The following is a 16,633-nucleotide window of genomic DNA, read 5'->3' as shown; positions in this document are numbered from 1 at the left end:
TCCTTGAGGATCGCCTGGATGACCTGGATCGACAGCATCAGGAGCGACGGCGAGACGATGACGATTCGGGCGCGGTGAGCGCGGTGCACCAGCGATTCGAAATTCTCGTGGATCTCGGCGAAGATCGATTCCGACGGCACGAACATGAAGGCGGTGTCCTGCGTCTCGCCCGCGATCAGGTATTTCTCCGAGATTGCCTTGATGTGCACTTCGAGGTCGCGCCGGAAGGCCTGGGCGGCATATTTCTGTGCTTCTGCCGCACCCTCGACGTCGGCTGCCGCGCGGATTGCGTTCCACGCCTCGAGCGGAAACTTGGCGTCGATGACCAGCGCCGGCGCGCCGTTCGGCATCTTGACCAGGCAATCCGGCCGGTTGTTGTTCGACAGCGTCGCCTGGAATTCGTATGCGCCGAGCGGCAAGCCGTCGGCGACGATCGTTTCCATGCGCGACTGGCCGAAAGCGCCGCGTGTCTGCTTGTTGGACAGGATCGCCTGCAACTGCACGACCTGGCCGGCGAGCGACTGGATGTTGCCCTGGGCAGTGTCGATGACGGCCAGCCGCTCCTGCAGCTTGGCCAGGCTGTCATGCGTCGACTTGGTCTGCTCGACCATGGTTTGGCCGATGCGGCCGGTCATCGCGTCGAGGCGCTGGCCGAGCGATTGGGTCAACTCCGCCTGGCGCGCACCGAAGATGTCGGCGACCGTACCGAGACGTCCCTGCATCTCGGCCTGGGCTCGCAGGATGCCGGCCATGCGGGCCTCGGCGTCGCGGGCATGATCGGCGGCCTCTGCGGCGGCGACCGCGCGTGCCTTGGCCGAGCGCCACAGGGCGATCATCAGCACGGCGAGCAGGACAACGAACAGCAACGCGCCAAAGCCGAGTGCCTGGCCGAGCGTGATGATTGTCGCGCCAAGCTGGGCGATCGGGGCGGACAGAATGCTGGAAAGCTCGTTCATCGCTGGCACCATAGCCGATTCGTCCCGCTTGGGCAGATCAAAACAGGAACATCTCCATTTCAGACCAGTTGACGGTTTTATTCCGACATCTTAGTTGAAGCGCATGACGATCAAGCAGCTCATCCTCCTTCCCGATCCGCTCCTGCGCGAACAATCCAAGCCGATCGAACGCATCGACGACGGCGTGCGCAACTTCGCGCGCGACATGCTCGACACCATGTATGACGCGCCGGGCATAGGCTTGGCCGCGATCCAGGTCGGCGAACCGATCCGCATGCTGGTGATCGACCTTGCCAAGGAAGGCGAGGAGCCAGCACCGCGCATCGTCATCAATCCCGAGATCGTGACGAGCAGCGATGACCGCGCGATCTACGAGGAAGGCTGCCTGTCCATCCCCGACTACTACGCCGAAGTCGAGCGTCCGGCGACGGTGCGGGTGAAGTATCTCGACGAACATGGCAAGCAGCAGGAAGTCGAGGCCGACGGCCTGCTCGCCACCTGCCTGCAGCACGAGATCGACCATTTGAACGGCGTGCTGTTTATCGACTACATCTCCAAGCTCAAGCGCGACATGGTGATGAAGAAGTTCAAGAAGCTCGCCAAGGACCGCCCGCCGAGCCGCATGGTGGGGTGATTCTACCCCATTTGCCGGCAGCGCCACGGTCTGATATCATTGATATCAACCGATGGAGGCGCATATGGGCGACCTGCTGATCAGGAATATTTCCGACGCGTTGCGGGCGGATATCGAGTCCTTGGCCCGAAAGCGAGGGCAAAGCCTGTCCGATACCGCACGCGAAGCGCTCCGCGCTGGCATCGTGGCTGTGGGTAACCGAGACGCGGTTGCTAAAGCGGCCCCGGCCGGTGAGCGACTTCGCGCCATTTTCGCAGGAGCTTTCGAGAGCAACGAAGAAGCCGACGAGTTTCAACGCAATCTCGATCAGGTGAGGCGTGGTGATTTCGGCCGGCCGATCCCAGACCCGGAATGATTGTTCTCGATACCAACATCGTTTCAGAGCCCGGACGGCCGTCGCCGGACGAACTGGCGATGGCGTGGCTCAACGGTCAAGACGAAACGTCACTTTATCTGGCGACACCAACGATCGCTGAACTTGCGATGGGAGCAAATCGCACGCTTCTGAGGTCCAACTCTGCCAAATATTCTTCGCGGCTGAACCAGTTGGTTGCGGAGTATTCAGGACGCCTGCTGGAGTTCGATCTGAATGCCGCATTCGCCTATGGCCGGATCGTCGCGTTGCGTGAGAGCAAGGGGCGACCGATCCTCGTCATCGACGCCATGATCGCGGCGATCTGCCTCGTGCATGATGCAACCCTTGCCACGCGCAACAGCCGGGACTTCGACGGACTTGACCTCAGGCTCGTAAACCCGTTTGAAGCGAGGGCCYGAACGGATAGCCGGACGCCATCTGGGGCATGCGGGATAGCCAGAGCCGAATGAGCCTTCGCGTCATCTTCATGGGCACGCCGGATTTTTCCGTGCCGACGCTGCGTGCAATAGCTGAGGCCGGCCACGAGGTTGTTGCCGTCTACAGCCAGCCGCCACGCGCCGCTGGCCGGCGTGGGCTGGAACTCACGCCGTCGCCGGTGCAACGCGAGGCCGAGCGGCTGGGCATCGAGGTGCGCACACCACTGTCGTTGAAAGGCGAGGCAGAGCAGGCCGCGTTTGCCGACCTCAAAGCCGATGTCGCCGTTGTCGTCGCTTATGGATTGCTGCTGCCCAAACCCATTCTTCTGGGCACCCGGCTTGGCTGCTACAACGGTCATGCCTCGCTTCTGCCACGCTGGCGCGGGGCAGCCCCCATCCAGCGCGCCATCATGGCAGGTGATGCCGAAACCGGCATGATGGTCATGCGGATGGAAGAAGGATTGGACACTGGACCGGTGGCGAGACTTGAAAAAGTCGCGATTGGACCCGACATGACAGCTGGCGAGTTGCACGATCGTCTGATGGCGGTGGGTGCCTCGCTCATGGTAGAAGCGCTGGCGGAACTCGAAGCGGGCAGGCTGGAAACGGTGCCCCAGGCCAGCGAAGGCGTGACCTACGCCAAAAAAATCGATAAGGCGGAGACGCGGATCGATTGGACCTTGCCGGCGACGGCGGTCGACAACAATATCCGTGGCCTGTCGCCGTTTCCCGGCGCCTGGTGCGAATTCGGAATCGGCGGACGAACAGAGCGCCTGAAAGTTTTGCGCTCGCAACGTGCCGCTGGACAAGGAGAGCCGGGAACGGTTCTCAACGACCGGTTGGAGATTGCCTGCGGCGAAGGTGCCGTTGGATTGGTCGAGGTGCAAAAGGCGGGAGGAAAACCCGTCACCGCGGATGAATTCCTGCGCGGTGCCAAGATCGAAAAAGGAATGAAGTTGTCATGAGCATGATGTCGATTCGGGCGGCAACGCCGCGCGACCGTGAGGCGATCCGCCTCGTTGAAGAACATGCCTTCGGCCAGCAGGCCGAGGCCGGTCTGGTCGATGCGCTGGTTTCCCAGGGCGATGTGATCGTCGAACTGGTCGCCGAGGAAGATGGCGATGTGGTCGGCCACATCCTGTTTTCGCGCCTCTATGTGCAGAACGGCGGCAGCACCGTTCCGGCGGTCGCACTTGCGCCTCTGGCGGTCGAACCCGATTTCCACGGCAGCGGCATCGGTGGCGCGTTGATCCGCGAGGCCCATATCCGCCTCAAGGATGCCGGCGAGATGCTGGCCGTGGTGCTTGGCGATCCTGCCTACTACGGCCGCTTCGGCTACACCCATGAACGTGCTGCGAAGTTCGAAAGCGACTATCAGTGYGACGCGCTGCAGGCGCTGGCCTGGGGCGATGCGCCCGAGACCGGCAAGCTGGTCTACGCCTCGGCCTTCGGTACGGCTCTGGCCGCCTAAAGCGGCCGGAGTTTTCCCAGCAAATGCCGCGCTATCGCCTGGATATCGAGTATGACGGTCGCGCCTATGCCGGTTGGCAGCGGCAGGCCGGCCTGCATACGGTGCAGGCCGCCATCGAGCAGGCAATCTTTAAGTTTTCGGGCGACGAGATCTCGCTGCGCGGCGCTGGTCGCACCGACGCCGGCGTGCATGCGACCGCCCAGGTCGCTCATGCCGACCTCACCAAGGCGTGGGCTAACGACAAGGTGCGCGATGCGGTCAACGCGCATATGCAAGCGGCCGGCGAGACCGTGGCGGTGCTTGCTGCACAGCAGGTGCCAGACGATTTTGATGCCCGCTTCTCGGCCACCGGGCGCCACTACATCTACCGTATCCTCAATCGCCGGGCCCCCGCTGCGCTTGAGCGCGGCAAGGTCTGGTGGGTGCCCAAGCGCCTAGACCACGAGGCGATGGCGGAGGCTGCCAAGCTTCTGCTCGGCCGGCACGATTTCACCACCTTCCGTTCAACCCAGTGCCAGGCCAACAGCCCGCTGAGGACGCTCGACCGTCTCGACGTGACACGGACGGGCGAGATGATCGAGGTCAGGACGTCGGCGCGCTCTTTCCTGCACAACCAGGTCCGCTCGATGGTCGGCAGCCTGAAGCGGGTYGGCGAGGGGGGCTGGACGGCCGATCATCTCAAGGCAGCACTCGATGCGCGTAATCGCGCTGCCTGCGGCCAGGTGGCGCCGCCCGACGGGCTCTACTTGTCTGGTGTGGATTACTGAGGCACGTAAATCCCGAACATCGCCTGTAGCGAAAACAGCACCAGCAGCGACATCATGAACATGGCGGTAAAAACCGCCGACCCGACAGCGGCACCTTTGCCGATGCTGGCATTGGTCATTCGCCAGGTAAACACCATCGACAGGGCAAACAGCCCCAGCGACAGCAGCGTTGTGAAGCTCTGCGCCGCCGGAAACAGCATGCGCGAGAGCGCCGTCGGCAACATCAGCCATGCGATGATCGCCGAAGCCCAGTTGCTGGCGACGACATAGTGGACGAAACGGTCGCCGACGCCGGCCCGCGGTGCCACCAGCGCAAAGGCGATCAGCGGCAGTATCCAGGCCCCGATATCGACCAGCGCCAACCGCAGGATGATGCCGAAGCGACCGGCGGAGAATGCCGATTGCAGCGCAAGCTCATCGGAAACGGCGACCCAGCCGACGATCAGCGCGGGCGCTGCTATCAAGAGGGCGAAGAACGAGTTCCAGAAGCCGTCGGCGCTGAGATCGAGCTGGCGCAGGCCATCGGCCTTGCCCAGCATCAGCCTCCAGGCACCCGACAGATATTGCTCGATGTCATTGGTTGCCAGCATGAGGGCTTTTCGTCACCCGAACCAGTCTGCGAGGAACTGCTGGTAGACCTGTGTCAGCATTTCCAGTTCGGCAAGCGGCACGCGTTCGTCGACCATGTGCATGGTCTTGCCCACCAGTCCGAATTCGACGACCGGACAGTAGTCCTTGATGAAGCGTGCATCTGACGTGCCCCCGGTGGTCGAAAGCTTGGGCTCGCGGCCGGTGACCGTCTTGATGGAACCCGCCAGCGCGTCGATCAGCTTGTCGTTGCGGGTCAGGAAGACGTGGCTTGGCCGGTCGCGCCAGACGAGTTCGAACTCGATCGGCTCCTTGCGGCCCTGACGGTATTTCTTGCGCCCGCTCGCCTTGTCCAGGCGGTTGTGGATCTCCGCCTGGAGCGTCTCGTCGGTCCAGCTGTCGTTGTAGCGGATGTTGAAGGTTGCCGTCGCCTTGGCCGCGATGACGTTGGTCGCGGCATTGCCGACATCCATCGTCGTCACTTCCAGATTGGACGGCTGGAAATCCTTGGTGCCCTTGTCGAAGACCGGGTTGAGCAGCGCGTCGACCAGTGTCATCAGTCCGCGCACCGGATTGTCGGCCAGATGCGGATAGGCGACGTGGCCCTGGCGGCCATGGACGATGATCGTGGCCGACAGCGAGCCGCGGCGGCCGATCTTGATCATGTCGCCAAGCGCGTGGGGATTGGTCGGCTCGCCAACCAGCGAGGCGTCCCATTTTTCGCCGCGCGAAGCGGCCCATTCGAGCAGCTTGACCGTACCGTTGATCGAGGGGCCTTCCTCGTCGCCGGTGATCAGCAGCGAAACCGCCCCCTTGGGGCCGCCATGTGCCTCGACGTGGCGGGCGACAGCGGCGATGAAACAGGCGATGCCGCCCTTCATGTCGACAGCACCTCGGCCATACATCTCACCGTTGACGATGTCAGCCGAGAAGGGCGGATGTGTCCACGCCGCCTCGTCCCCCACCGGCACGACGTCGGTATGGCCGGCAAACATCAGGTGCGGGCCGTTGCCCGAGCGCCGGGCATAGAGATTTTCGATGTCGGGCGTGCCGTCCTCCGAGAAGGTCGGGCGGTCGACCGCGAAGCCGAGCGGCTTCAGCATGGCTTCAAGAGCCGTCAGCGCGCCACCTTCGGCTGGCGTGACCGACGGGCAGCGGATGAGGGCGGCAAGGTTCTCGGCGGGGTCTGTGGGCAGCTTCATGACGACAGCGATAATCGAATCGCCCGGTCCTGTCACGACGTTCGGTTGTTCCAGCGCACGCCGATTCCAGGCTCAGTAAAGCATCGCTGCGGTTTTTGCCGTCACAGCCAACCGTTCGGGCTTCGAATAGTTGGCTGTCAGCCGCTATCGCGGCGCGTTGGTCTCGTATCCGAACTGATTCGGACCCGGCGTGCCCGGAAAAAAGCACAGCGCGATGAAGGCGAAGATCGAGATCACCGGGATGAATAAGGCGACCGCATAAAGGCCGGGCTTGTCGAAATCATGCAGGCGTTTGACGCTGAAGGCGATATGCGCCCACAAAAACACCAGGAAGGTCAGGCCAAACAGCATCGACCAGATTTGCGCGGCCCCGCTTTCCGGGTGCACGCGCATGAACTGGTAGAGCGGGAAAGACATCGCCACCAGCATGAACAAAAAACCGAGCAAATAGACCGCGCGGTTCACGCGGCCCGAGAAGCGGAAGAACAACCAGAAAAGCTGGGATTTGTCAGGCAAGTGGATCTGGTCCGTTCTGTTTTGGCCGGGCATTCGAGCGATTTGTTCAAATGCCCGGTAAGACGAACTGCTGCAACCTTAATCTCGCAGCAGTTCGTTGATCGAGGTTTTGGAGCGGGTCTTGGCGTCGACGCGCTTGACGATGACGGCACAGTAGAGGCTTGGGCCCTGCTCGCCATTCGGCAAAGGCTTGCCCGGCATGGAGCCAGCGACGACCACCGAATTGGCCGGCACTTCGCCGTAGAATATTTCGCCGGTGGCGCGGTCGACGATCTTGGTCGACTGGCCGATGAAAACGCCCATGCCAAGCACCGAGCCCTCGCGGACGATGCAGCCCTCGACGACTTCCGAGCGCGCGCCGATGAAGCAATTGTCCTCGATGATGGTCGGGCCGGCCTGCATGGGTTCAAGCACGCCGCCGATGCCGACGCCGCCGGACAGGTGCACGTTCTTGCCGATCTGGGCGCAGGAGCCGACCGAGGCCCAGGTGTCGACCATCGTGCCGCTATCGACATAAGCGCCGACATTGACGAAGGACGGCATCAAGACGACGCCGGGAGCGACATAGGCGGTACGGCGCACGATCGACGAAGGCACCGAGCGGAAGCCGGCCTTCTCGTAGTCCATGGCGCCCCAGCCGTCGAACTTGGACGGCACCTTGTCCCACCAGGAGGCGCCGCCCGGCGCACCGGAAATCAGCTCCATCGGGTTGAGGCGGAAGGACAGCAGGACAGCCTTCTTGAGCCACTGGTTGACCTGCCATTTGCCGTCGTCCTGGCGCTCGGCGACACGCGCCGTGCCCTTGTCGAGCAGGTCGAGCGCAGCTTCGATGGCCTCGCGGACTTCGCCGCGGGTCGACGTCGAGATGCCGTCGCGTTCCTCGAACGCCTTGTCGATGGTCTTTTCGAGGCTGGCGAGATCGGGCTTCGACATAAACATCTCCGTTACGAGCCGTTAAGCTTAAGGCTTCTAAGCTGGCATAAAATCGCGCGGACCCTATTTCAGCCTTATGAAGGGGTCAATCGCGGTGGCGCCGCGTAATGTCGCGGTCAACGGTAATTTGGGGTCGAGCTGAAAATGAATCCTATGGAAAAGGCTGGCTGGACGCCGCTGCCGCACTCCGACGAGGACCTCGAGCGCTCGAAAAGTGTGCCCGATACGCCGCAGACGCGTGCTGCGACCTACAGGCTTGCGTGGAACGACGAAGACTTTATGACCCAGCGCGACCTGCGCCCGGTCCGGTTGCAGCTCGAACTGCTCAAGACCGAGATGGTCCTGGCCGAGCGCGGCATCCGCTCGACGGTTATCCTGTTCGGCGGCGCGCGCATTCCCGAACCCGGCGGCGACGCCTGGGCCGCCAAGAACGAGACGCAGCGCAAGAACCTCGAGGCCAACAGCCGCTACTATGAGGAAGCGCGCAAGTTTGCCCGCCTGTGCTCGCAGCATTCGGCCGCTTCCTACTACCGTGAATTCGTCGTGGTCACCGGTGGCGGCCCGGGCGTGATGGAGGCTGGCAACCGTGGTGCCGACGATGTCGGCGCACCCTCGATCGGGCTCAACATCGTGTTGCCGCACGAGCAGGCGCCCAACGCCTATGTGACGCCAGAGCTGTGCTTCAACTTCCACTATTTCGCCATCCGCAAGATGCACTTCGTCATGCGCGCCAAGGCGGTTGCCGTATTCCCCGGCGGCTTCGGCACCATGGACGAGTTCTTCGAGACACTGACGCTGATCCAGACCGGGCGCATGGAGCGTGTGCCGGTGATCCTGTTTGGCAAATCATTCTGGAAGCGGGCGATCGACCTCGACTTCCTTGCCGACCAGGGCACGATCTCGCCGGGCGACCAGGACATCATCGACTTCGTCGACACCGCCGACGAGGCCTGGGACATCATCGCTAAGTTCTACAGCCTTTGAGTTACCCTTTTGGTCCATCGGCCGTGGCCGGTGGACCAAGGTCACCAGCACGAAGGATATGATCATCAGCAGATACCAGGCGCCGAGCTTGTGGATCGAAACCGGCGTCCAGCCGTCATGCTGGCCGGGATAGATCCAGGCGCGCGACCACGTGCCGATATTTTCCGCAAGCCAGATGAACAGCGCGACCAGCAGGAAGCCAAGCAGCAGCGGCATGCGGTGGCGGAAGCGGAAGACGCGGTAGTGCACCACCGTTCGCAAGTAGAGCAGTGCAGTTGCCGCAAACAGCCCGTAGCGGATGTCGACCGTGAAATGGTGGGCGAAGAAATTGACGTAGATCGCCGCGCACAGAAGCACCGTCGCCCATAGCGGCGGGTAGCTGGTGTAGCGCATGTCGAAGATGCGGCTGACGCGGGCGAGGTAGGAACCGACCGCCGCATACATGAAGCCGGAAAACAGCGGCACACCGGCGATGCGGAAGAAGTTCTCCTCGGGATAGATCCACGAACCGGCTGACGTCTTGAAGATCTCCATTACCGTACCGACAATGTGGAAGATCAGGATGACCTTGGCCTCGGAAGGTTTTTCCAGCCGCAAGGCCAGCATTGCCAGCTGGATGGCAATCGCTGCGAGGAACAGGAAGTCGTAGCGCGCGAGCCCGGCATCTTGTGGCCACCACAGCTTGGTTGCCATGATCAGCGCCAACATGGCGCCGCCGAACAGGCAGGCCCATGCCTGTTTCAGCCCGAACACCAGAAATTCGACCAGTGCCCCATAGAACCCACCGGCGGGCAGGCGGTCGAGCACGGCGTGTGCCGCGGCATCGATCCGTGCCTCGACGGAGGTGAAACGGTTCAAGCGGCGTTGGCCTCGACAAGCGTCGTGAGGAAGGTCGCGAGATCGTCGGTGACGAAGTCGACATCGTCTTCGTTCGTCGGGTCGCTTTCCCAGATCTCCGAGAAAGTCGGCTCGAAATTGCGCGGCACGATCAGCACCGTGGTCATGCCAAGCGCCTTCGGCACCGAAAGGTTGCGGGCAAGATCCTCGAACATCACGGCATTGGCACCCGTTACCTTGTGCAGGGCGGCGAAGGTTTCATAGGGCTGGCGCGCCGGCTTGGGCGTCAGGCCCGCGGCGACGATGTCGAAGATGTCATCGAAATGGTCTAGGATGCCGAGTTGGCGCGCGGTGCGCTCGGCATGGCTGCGATTGCCGTTGGTGAAGATGAATTTGCGGCCCGGCAGCTGGCGGATGGCCGCGCCCAAGACAGGATCCGGCACCAGCCAGGAATAGTCGATGTCATGCACATGCTCGAGGAAGGCATCGGGATCGATGTTGTGGCGATGCATCAGCCCGTTCAGCGTCGTGCCGTATTCCAGGTAGAGATCTTTCTGCAGCTTGCGCGCGTCTTCGCGTGACAGCGTCAAGAGTTCCGCGACAAAGCCCGTCATCTTCAGATCGATCTGCGAGAACAGATTCGAATGGTGCGGATAGAGCGTGTTATCGAGGTCGAAGACCCAGTCGGTGACGTGGTCGAAACGGGCGGGATCGGGAATATCGGTCATGACCCCCTTATGGCACGGTTCGAGAATTTTGGAAGCCGCCGCATAAGGCCACACCTGCACTCGACGATGGCCAAATTCGGCAGAGTGGGTCAAATTTTAACTACCGGTGAAAGATGACCTTCAGATGATGCTGGCATTCCAACTGCCGGCAGGGAGTTGAAATGAAAAGTGTCTTTCTCAAATCCGGTTTCGTCACACTTTTGTCCATAGTGATCACGATGGCACTTGTGTTGGCGATCATTCCGCTCCTGGGCGGCACGATCGACGCCGCCGCCTACCTATTGCCGGTGCTATGTCCTGTCTTGATTGCCTTCCCTTTTTCTTTTCACACCTTCTGGCAGCGTGAAAAGTTGAAGCTGGCTTATTCCGATCTGACGCGTGCCCACGCCCAGCTTGCCGCCGCCCATCGCCGCCTTTCGGAAAAGGCCAGCCGCGACGAGATGACTGGCATGCTCAACCGCGAGAATTTCTTTGCCGYGCTCGACGGCTCCAGGCGCAAGAACGATCGCGGCGCGCTGCTGATCATCGACGCCGACCACTTCAAGCAGATCAACGACAGCTTCGGCCACCTGACCGGCGACCAGGCGTTGCTGCAGATCGCTGCGGCGATCACGCGTGGCGTGCGCAGCGGCGACATTCTCGGCCGCATCGGCGGCGAGGAATTCGGCGCTTACCTGGTCGGTGCCTCCGAGGAAGAGGCCAAGCTTGTCGCCGAACGTATCCGCAGCGAAGTGGAGCGGCTGCGCTTCCAGCCCAATGACGAGCCCGCGGTACCCCTGACGGTCAGCATCGGCGGCACCAACTGCGCGTCCGAAGCCAATGTTTCGGAGCTGATGCGCGCAGCCGACAAGCGCCTCTACGAGGCCAAGCGCCGTGGCCGCAACCGCGCCATCTTCGACACGGGCATTTCCGAAGCGGCGTAACAGCGCTCGAATCTGTAACRTCGCTGGCTATTGGACGGTGGCATTTGCCGCCGTCTTTTTTGCCATGCGATGCCGGTACTGCCGGTCACGGCGCAATTCCTCCACGAAAATCGCTGTTCACTTCGATCGTGGCTACGCCAAATATGTGCTCGGGGTTAGAAAGCTGAACGATTCGCTCTAGATCGAATGCATTGCCTTGGCTGTCGCCGGATGACCGGTGAGCCATTTTGCTGGACCTGTCGAAATCAGACGGTGCGGAACGACATTTGTCTGCATGCATTGATGCGATCTCAAAGGCAGACGGCTGCATCGATCGTTTGGCCGGCCTTTCGGACGCGCTGGGGCGGCGATCCAGGATCGGCTTCCGAAGTCAAAGGAACTGGAAATGACTTTTTCCCATAGCTCGCCAATGACGCCGGAAGACGCGTATCCAAGGCGTTGGATTGCGATGGCGATCCTGCTTCTGGCCGGGTTCATGAACCTGATCGACGTGACCATCGTCAACGTTGCGCTGCCGCGCCTGCAGTCCGGACTTGGTGCGACGAGCAGCCAGATCGAATGGGTTGTAGCTGCCTATGTGCTGGCCTTCGCGCTTGGCTTGCTGCCGTTTGGCAGGCTCGGTGACGTGCTCGGCCGCAAGCGCCTGTTTCTGATCGGTGTTGCGAGTTTCACCGTATTTTCGGCGCTGTGCGGGCTGGCACCGACCATGACGACATTGATCGTCGCGCGCGTGCTGCAGGGACTGGCTGGCGCCATGATGATGCCGCAGGTCCTGGCGATCACCCAGGTGATCTTTCCGCCGCAGGAGCGCGGTTTCGCCTTCTCGCTGTTTGGTTTGTCGGCGGGGCTCGCTTCCGTCGCTGGCCCCCTTGTCGGTGGCATGCTGATCAGTGCGGACCTGTTTGGCCTCGACTGGCGGCCGATCTTCCTGGTCAACATCCCGGTCGGGATCCTGGCTGTGATTGCCGGCCGGGCCCTCATTCCCGATATGCCTGGCCGGCCTGAGCTTACGCAGGACCCGGTCGGTATCCTGATCGCCAGTGCGGCCGTCTTCCTTTTGGTGTTTCCACTTATCGAGGGGCATGCCTATGGCTGGCCGCTGTGGACGTTTGCGATGATCGGTCTTTCCGTCGTGGCAATGGTCAGTTTCTTCCTGCATCAAAAGGCAAGGGAGAAACGTGCGCAGAGCCAGTTGCTGCCGGTAGCCCTGATGACCAACGGCAATTTCCTGCTCGGGTCTGCGATGGTCATGACGTTCTTTTCGGGTGTTGCGGGCTTCTTCCTGATCCTGGCCGTATTCCTGCAGACCGGTTTCGGGCTGACGCCATTGCAATCCGGCTTGACGACTGTGCCGTTTCCCCTCGGCGTACTGATCGCCTCGCTCATTTCGGGGCGACTGGGCAGCCGCTGGCCCCAAAGGCGGATTGTCGCCGGCGCACTGGTCATGGGCATCGGCATGGCGTCGCTGCGTTTCGTCGTCGTTGGCATCGGCGATGCCGTCAACCATTGGCACTTTGTCTTGCCGTTGCTGATTTGCGGGTTCGGCATGGGCATAGCCATTTCCGCGCTGTTTCAGACCGTCCTGTCGACTGTGCCGCCGCGCGATGCGGGTTCGGGGTCGGGGGCTGTCCAATCCTTCCAGCAGATCGGCGCCGCCCTTGGCATTGCCATCACCGGGCAGATCTTCTTTTCGACCCTGGACGGGCGCCTGCGGGCAGGCGAGCTTTCGCACGCCGCTTTTGTCGCCGGTATGGAGCGTGCACTCATCTACGAAATCATGGCATTCGCGATGGTCGCAGCGCTGGTGTTTTTCCTGAAGCCGGCAGCACCGCATGGCAGTCGGGGCCAAAATGTCGACGAGCGGAAGGCCGTGCCGCTTCCTGCCGAAACGTGACGAAATAGTAACCTTCGGAACCAATGCATCGCTTCTGCCGAAATTCGATTCCGGTTTTCAAAGCGATGCTGTAGACGCTGAGACGCGGCCGCTCCGATCGCCTCTCAGCTGACATTTGACCACCATGACATTGTGGATACCCATCACCATCGCCGCCGCCTTCCTGCAGAATCTGCGGTCGGTGGTGCAAAAGCACCTGAAAGGCGTGATGGGCACCACCGGTGCCACCTTCGTCCGCTTCGGCTTTGGCTTTCCGTTTGCATTGTTGTTTGTCGGCGTGCTGCATTTTGTCGTCGGCTATCCGCTGCCGTCGCTGAATGCGACCTTCTTTGCCTGGGCGGTGGTTGGCGGCCTTGGCCAGATTGCCGCGACCTTCCTGTTGATCCACCTGTTTTCGTTCCGAAACTTCGCCGTGGGTACCGCCTATTCGCGCACGGAACCGGCACAGGCGGCGCTGTTTGGGCTGCTGTTCCTTGGCGAACGGGCGACCGCAGGCGCGGTCGCTGCCATCGCCATCAGCGTTTTCGGGGTGATGCTGATATCGGTCGCGCACACGGCTTTCACCGCGCGCACGCTGGTGACGTCAGTGCTCAGCCGCAACGCGCTGATCGGGCTCGCCTCGGGAACGTTCTTCGGCATCTCGGCGGTTGCCTACCGTGCCGCGTCGCTTTCGCTTGGCGGTCCGAACTTCATGATGCAGGCGGCGGTCACGCTTGCCGTGGTCATCGTCTTCCAGACCGTGCTCATGCTGGTCTGGATCTTGTGGAAGGAACGCGACGAGCTGCCGCGCATCGCCAAGGCGTGGCGCCCGGCGCTGTTCACCGGCCTGGTCGGCGCCTCGGCCTCGTTCGGCTGGTTCATGGCAATGACGCTGCAGCAGGCGGCGATCGTCAAATCGCTGGCCCAGATCGAGATGCTGTTCACCTTCGCGTCGAGCGTCTTCTTCTTCCGCGAGCGCATCAACCGGCTCGAGATCGCCGGTTGCGCGCTGATCGTCGGCGGTATCCTGGTGCTGCTCGCCGTTGGTTAGACGGTCGCCGGATCGCGTGGCGGCTCGCCCTTCCAGCGCTTGATGATGCCGGCCAGATCGGTGTTCTGGAACGCGTCTTTCAGCACGTCGAACGACGGCAGCACGAAATAGGCGCGCTGGAACTTGTCGATCTCATAGGTGGTGCGCATCACCGTCTCGATGTCGAACGGCACCTGATGAGCATCAGCGCTCTCGACGGCGAACTGCAACTCGGTGAATGACGACATCARACCGGCGCCAAACGCCTTCAGCGGCTGGCCGGGCTCCTGCATCAGGCCGTATTCGGCGGTGTACCAGTAGAGCCGGGTGATCATCTCGTCGCCGCCAAGGGCGATGAGATCGGTCGCCTTTTCGCCGTACATCTGCATGAAGTCGCCGAAGACCGGCTGGCTCAGCACCGGCACATGGCCGAAGAAATCGTGGAACATGTCAGGCTCGACGATGTAGTCGAGCTCTTCGCGCGTACGCAGCCAGTTGGTGACCGGGAAGCGGCGGTTGGCCAGATGGTCGAAGAATGGCTGCGCCGGGATCAGTCCTGGCACGGCAACGATCTCCCAGCCGCTGAGCTTGCGCAGTTTCTCACTGACCTCGTGGAAGTCAGGGATCCTGTCGACGAGCCCAAGCGCGGACATGCCGTCGAGATAGGATTTATGCGCCAGCCGCTGGGTCAGTTTGGTCTGGCGGTCGCATAGGGTGCGCCACACCTCCTGCTCGGCGGCGCTGTAGTCGTATTTTTGTTCGACGGTGAAATCCGGACGGCAGACCGTGTAGTCGCCGCGCAGCCCTTGGGCCGCACATTCCCGTGCATAATCCTGAATACTGATGCCCATGGTCTGATCCTCCCCAGAAACAGGCTTGCGATGCCGAAGCATAGCTTCGCTGCAGGAGCGGAATTCACTTCTTTGCGCTCGTGCTGGCCAGTTTTGAGGTATGTTCACCAGAAATGGTGGCTTGGAGGGTGGAAATGCCTCAGTTTGACGAATTCGAGATCAAGATGCTGGATATCCTCCAGCGCGACGGACGCAAGCCGGTTTCCGAGATCGCGCAGGAGATCGGCCTGTCCAACACGCCCTGCGCCAGGCGTTTCGAAGCACTTCAGGAAGCAGGCGTCATCAAGGGGTTTTCGGCGCGTATCGGCCGTCGGGCGGTGGGCCTGATGGTCGAGGTCTTCGTCCAGGTCAGGCTGGTCAGCCACAGCGATGATTCGCCGGAAAAATTCATCGCGGCTGTGCAGCGCATGGACGAGGTCTCGGCCTGCTGGACGATGACCGGCGACTACGACTTCCTGCTCCACGTCATGGTGCCCGGCGTCGACGACCTCAATGCCTTTGTCATGCACCGGCTGATGCGGCTGTCGGGCGTGCGTGACGTGCACACCCAACTGGTGCTGCAGAACATCAAGGGCCCAGGCCACGTGCCGCTCGGACATTTGAGGGTCTAAAGCGTGGAATTAGGGGTCTGGATAGACGAGCCGATAATGCTCGCCAACGAGACAGTCGACTGGCTTTGTTGCATCGATTTTCACGATGCCGGATGTGTCGGCCGCGCCGCTGACCTCGAGGATTAACTTGTGCCGGATAGCTGTCGCGAATTCGGAAGCAACGTGGATGGGCAGGACGAACGAGCCGGGCCCGCCGGTTACGCATTCGGCGTAGTAACGGTCGATTCCTACAAGGGTTCCAGTCGGCCGAACGAGGATTGGTAGGCCGTTGATGATGATGCCGGTCGAAACCGCTTTGTCGCGGGCGATCTCGACTGGCGCACCGGTGTTGTTGGGTCCATCTCCGGAAATGTCGATGACCTTCTTTTCGCCACTCAACGCATTGTGTTCCAGCAGGCCGGCACCGAAGACCACGGCATTTGAGATTGAGGTGCCGCCAGACCCGCCGATCGGGCTGGCTGCGAGCTTGTTGGCGAAGTCGTTTGCGCTGTCGCGGCCGTCGATGATTTGCCAGGGAATGACTGTGTCTTGCAGGACGGTTCCCGCCCATTCGAAATAGGTTACGGCAATGCGCCCTTTCAAGCCCGAAGCCACGGCATTGATAAAGTCGGGATGGCGTAGCGCCTCGACGCAGCCTGCGCGCTGAAGCGCGAACTCCCCGTCGTCCATCGAACTTGAGACATCGACGGCGAGCACCAGCTCGACATCGACCGATTCCGCACCCACGCCGACGACCGGTGTGGCGGGCAGCTCGCAACTCGTGCACAGGATCACTGCCAGCGCTGCCAGCATCGCTTGTCGCGACGATCGCCCTCCGAGCGGACACGCAATCAGTGTGCGGCAAAGCAGGACAAATGAAAGCCGAAGCGCTTCACAGTTTCGTGAACAAAGGCGGCAACGGGCTGCAAGGGGCGAGGGCGTAGAGCTGCCGGCGTTC

The 16,633-nt window shown here is 61.8% G+C and carries 19 protein-coding genes and 1 pseudogene; 11 read left to right on the top strand and 9 right to left on the bottom strand.

Annotated features, from left to right (window positions below):
* On the bottom strand, positions 1-956 hold a 956-nt coding region (locus tag AC1DWF_RS15960), incomplete at its 3' end, for a DNA recombination protein RmuC (protein ID WP_476841819.1).
* 103 nt (positions 957-1,059) lie between these two features.
* On the opposite strand from AC1DWF_RS15960, the gene def reads away from it, so the two are divergent.
* The 6 genes from def to truA all read left to right on the top strand — a co-directional run bounded on the left by def (position 1,060) and on the right by truA (position 4,620).
* Complete coding sequence (gene def / locus AC1DWF_RS15955) at positions 1,060-1,590, top strand: peptide deformylase (RefSeq protein WP_476783350.1); 531 nt, start codon at positions 1,060-1,062, stop codon at positions 1,588-1,590.
* A gap of 64 nt (positions 1,591-1,654) precedes the next feature.
* Positions 1,655-1,945, top strand: a complete 291-nt coding sequence (locus tag AC1DWF_RS15950; protein ID WP_476783351.1) for a helix-turn-helix domain-containing protein — start codon at positions 1,655-1,657, stop codon at positions 1,943-1,945.
* Complete coding sequence (locus AC1DWF_RS15945; protein WP_476841818.1) at positions 1,942-2,415, top strand: PIN domain-containing protein; 474 nt, start codon at positions 1,942-1,944, stop codon at positions 2,413-2,415. The genes AC1DWF_RS15950 and AC1DWF_RS15945 overlap by 4 nt, the downstream gene beginning before the upstream one ends.
* Entirely contained in the window at positions 2,412-3,347 is a 936-nt protein-coding gene (fmt, locus tag AC1DWF_RS15940; protein ID WP_476787949.1) for a methionyl-tRNA formyltransferase, read from the top strand. The genes AC1DWF_RS15945 and fmt overlap by 4 nt, the downstream gene beginning before the upstream one ends.
* Positions 3,344-3,853 (top strand): GNAT family N-acetyltransferase, encoded by a 510-nt coding sequence (locus AC1DWF_RS15935; RefSeq protein WP_476786068.1) that lies wholly within the window; start codon positions 3,344-3,346, stop codon positions 3,851-3,853. The genes fmt and AC1DWF_RS15935 overlap by 4 nt, the downstream gene beginning before the upstream one ends.
* Before the next feature lie 23 nt (positions 3,854-3,876).
* Positions 3,877-4,620 carry a tRNA pseudouridine(38-40) synthase TruA gene (gene truA, locus AC1DWF_RS15930; RefSeq protein WP_476786069.1) on the top strand — a complete coding sequence of 248 codons (744 nt, stop codon included), beginning with the start codon at positions 3,877-3,879 and terminating at the stop codon, positions 4,618-4,620.
* On the opposite strand, the gene AC1DWF_RS15925 is transcribed toward truA, so the two are convergent.
* The 4 genes from AC1DWF_RS15925 to dapD all read right to left on the bottom strand — a co-directional run bounded on the left by AC1DWF_RS15925 (position 4,614) and on the right by dapD (position 7,859).
* Entirely contained in the window at positions 4,614-5,210 is a 597-nt protein-coding gene (locus tag AC1DWF_RS15925) for a transporter (RefSeq protein ID WP_476786070.1), read from the bottom strand. The two genes, truA and AC1DWF_RS15925, sit on opposite strands and share 7 nt — an antisense overlap.
* Before the next feature lie 12 nt (positions 5,211-5,222).
* A complete protein-coding gene (gene dapE / locus AC1DWF_RS15920) occupies positions 5,223-6,410 on the bottom strand; it encodes a succinyl-diaminopimelate desuccinylase (protein WP_476787950.1) in 1,188 nt (395 codons plus the stop codon).
* Between the two features lie 144 nt (positions 6,411-6,554).
* Complete coding sequence (locus tag AC1DWF_RS15915; protein WP_476786072.1) at positions 6,555-6,926, bottom strand: DUF805 domain-containing protein; 372 nt, start codon at positions 6,924-6,926, stop codon at positions 6,555-6,557.
* Positions 6,927-7,004: 78 nt separating this feature from the next.
* Positions 7,005-7,859, bottom strand: a complete 855-nt coding sequence (gene dapD / locus AC1DWF_RS15910) for a 2,3,4,5-tetrahydropyridine-2,6-dicarboxylate N-succinyltransferase (RefSeq protein ID WP_476787951.1) — start codon at positions 7,857-7,859, stop codon at positions 7,005-7,007.
* A 144-nt stretch (positions 7,860-8,003) separates the two neighbouring features.
* Between dapD and AC1DWF_RS15905 the strand changes: the two genes are divergently transcribed.
* Positions 8,004-8,843 (top strand): LOG family protein, encoded by an 840-nt coding sequence (locus AC1DWF_RS15905; RefSeq protein ID WP_476783463.1) that lies wholly within the window; start codon positions 8,004-8,006, stop codon positions 8,841-8,843.
* A gap of 12 nt (positions 8,844-8,855) precedes the next feature.
* Here AC1DWF_RS15905 and AC1DWF_RS15900 read toward each other — a convergent pair.
* A pseudogene (locus AC1DWF_RS15900) lies at positions 8,856-9,701 on the bottom strand (DUF817 domain-containing protein); the annotation flags it as partial.
* On the bottom strand, positions 9,698-10,408 hold the full coding sequence (locus AC1DWF_RS15895) for a pyrimidine 5'-nucleotidase (protein ID WP_476783462.1): 711 nt from the start codon (positions 10,406-10,408) through the stop codon (positions 9,698-9,700). The pseudogene AC1DWF_RS15900 and the gene AC1DWF_RS15895, both read right to left, overlap by 4 nt.
* Before the next feature lie 161 nt (positions 10,409-10,569).
* Between AC1DWF_RS15895 and AC1DWF_RS15890 the strand changes: the two genes are divergently transcribed.
* The 3 genes from AC1DWF_RS15890 (at position 10,570) to AC1DWF_RS15880 (ending at position 14,255) form a co-directional block, all read left to right on the top strand.
* Complete coding sequence (locus tag AC1DWF_RS15890) at positions 10,570-11,331, top strand: GGDEF domain-containing protein (RefSeq protein WP_476841817.1); 762 nt, start codon at positions 10,570-10,572, stop codon at positions 11,329-11,331.
* A gap of 385 nt (positions 11,332-11,716) precedes the next feature.
* Complete coding sequence (locus AC1DWF_RS15885) at positions 11,717-13,225, top strand: MFS transporter (RefSeq protein WP_476787952.1); 1,509 nt, start codon at positions 11,717-11,719, stop codon at positions 13,223-13,225.
* A 124-nt stretch (positions 13,226-13,349) separates the two neighbouring features.
* Positions 13,350-14,255, top strand: coding sequence for an EamA family transporter (locus AC1DWF_RS15880; RefSeq protein ID WP_476783459.1), 906 nt, complete (start codon positions 13,350-13,352; stop codon positions 14,253-14,255).
* Here the strand turns inward: AC1DWF_RS15880 and phhA are convergent.
* Positions 14,252-15,085, bottom strand: coding sequence for a phenylalanine 4-monooxygenase (gene phhA, locus AC1DWF_RS15875; RefSeq protein WP_476783458.1), 834 nt, complete (start codon positions 15,083-15,085; stop codon positions 14,252-14,254). The genes AC1DWF_RS15880 and phhA overlap by 4 nt on opposite strands.
* A gap of 134 nt (positions 15,086-15,219) precedes the next feature.
* On the opposite strand from phhA, the gene AC1DWF_RS15870 reads away from it, so the two are divergent.
* The gene (locus AC1DWF_RS15870; RefSeq protein ID WP_476783457.1) at positions 15,220-15,696 is read left to right on the top strand and encodes an Lrp/AsnC family transcriptional regulator; all 477 of its coding nucleotides are present in this window, start codon (positions 15,220-15,222) and stop codon (positions 15,694-15,696) included.
* A gap of 9 nt (positions 15,697-15,705) precedes the next feature.
* Here the strand turns inward: AC1DWF_RS15870 and AC1DWF_RS15865 are convergent, their stop codons facing one another.
* The gene (locus AC1DWF_RS15865) at positions 15,706-16,488 is read right to left on the bottom strand and encodes a DUF1194 domain-containing protein (protein ID WP_476783456.1); all 783 of its coding nucleotides are present in this window, start codon (positions 16,486-16,488) and stop codon (positions 15,706-15,708) included.
* Positions 16,489-16,633: the final 145 nt, after the last annotated feature.

The organism is Aminobacter sp. P4_D5, from assembly GCF_056401815.1.
The sequence above is the reverse complement of the archived record's forward strand: the minus strand, read 5'-3'. Positions and strand labels throughout refer to the sequence as shown.